This window comes from Paenarthrobacter sp. CM16 (assembly GCF_013179505.1).
In the GTDB taxonomy this organism is placed as follows: domain Bacteria; phylum Actinomycetota; class Actinomycetes; order Actinomycetales; family Micrococcaceae; genus Arthrobacter.
The window spans coordinates 1-1,306 of the sequence record NZ_JABMCX010000542.1; the positions used below are offsets into that span (position 1 = coordinate 1).

Genomic DNA, 1,306 nt, shown 5'->3' on the forward strand with positions numbered 1-1,306 from the left:
TGCCAGCACCGGAGTTCCGGTGGCAAGTGCCTCGATCATCACCAGTCCGAAGGGTTCATGCCACTGGATGGGGTTCAGCAGCGCCATCGCATCGCCCATGAGCTGGTACTTTTCAGGATCGGAAAGTTCTCCCAGGAACTCTTCGTTGGAACCCAAAGCCGGCTGTACTACGTCGTGAAAGTAGTCCCGTTCCTCCTTGGCGTGCATCTTGGCCGTTATCTGCAAGGGCACCCCCGCTTCCCGTGCGATTGCCACTGCTTCCATGAGCCCCTTGTCCGGGCACATGCGGCCCACAAAGCACGCGTATCCCCCGGCACCCCGGCCTACGCTCACGGCCGTGAGGTCGATCCCATGGTGGATGACTGCGGAGACCTCCAGGTCTTCCACCCGGCTGCACTGATCGTGGGAGATGGCAATGATGGCGGTGTCCTGGGCCATGTCCCGGTAGAGGGGTGTGTAAATGGGCGACAAAGGCCCGTGAATGGTGGTGACAACGGGAATGCCTGGCGGCCTGTGCGCATAGAGCGGGCCAGCCAAAGTGTGATCGTGAATGATGTCCACGTCCCGCAATTGAGCGTAGGCCTTGATGACATGCCCCAATTCGCTGAAACTCTGGCCCAGGTCCTCCGGAATGGCCGGGCCAAACCCCGGAATCTGGGGCACGGGGCACGTGCTGTCCGCTGCCGTTGCCAGCCGGACGTCATGGCCGGCGTCGTACAAAGCGCGCGCCAAGGCATCCACTACACGTTCTGTTCCGCCGTACTTTTCGGGCGGTACGGTAAACCATGGTCCAACTATGAGTCCGACTCGCACGAGGTTTCTCCGTGTAAACCCCCAACCCGCAGGCTGTCTGCTCAACCTTCTCCAAAGATATTCTTGGCAGCCCACCCCGGCAACACCTTAGAGGTAGGTGAGGAAACTAACAGCACCCTCCCGGAATGTCGGGCCACGTCAGGGCGTTGCAGCCAACATGAAGATTGAGATCTGGTCAGACGTCGCGTGTCCGTGGTGCTACATCGGCAAGCGCCGTTTTGAGACCGCCCTGGCACAGTTCCCGCACCGCGATGCAGTGGACATCGAGTGGAAGAGCTACCAGCTGGATCCCTCTGTCCCGGAGCACTACGACGGCACGGAGCTGGACTACCTGAGCAAGCGCAAGGGTATGGCCCCGGAGCAGGTCACGCAGATGTTCGCCCACGTCACGCAGACTGCCAAGGACGAAGGCCTGGACTACCACTTCGACAAGGTGGTGGTGGCCAACAGCTTCACCGCCCACCGCCTCATCCATCTTGCCGCCGCCCACGGC

2 protein-coding genes are annotated in these 1,306 nt (G+C 61.2%); one reads left to right on the forward strand and one right to left on the reverse strand.

Annotated features, from left to right (window positions below):
- Positions 1 to 813 (reverse strand): glycosyltransferase (locus HP499_RS24325; RefSeq protein WP_172326584.1); only part of this gene is annotated, 813 nt, incomplete at its 3' end.
- Positions 814 to 970: 157 nt separating this feature from the next.
- On the opposite strand from HP499_RS24325, the gene HP499_RS24330 reads away from it, so the two are divergent.
- Positions 971 to 1,306, forward strand: a 336-nt coding sequence (locus HP499_RS24330; protein ID WP_172326585.1) for a DsbA family oxidoreductase, incomplete at its 3' end; no start/stop codon positions are given.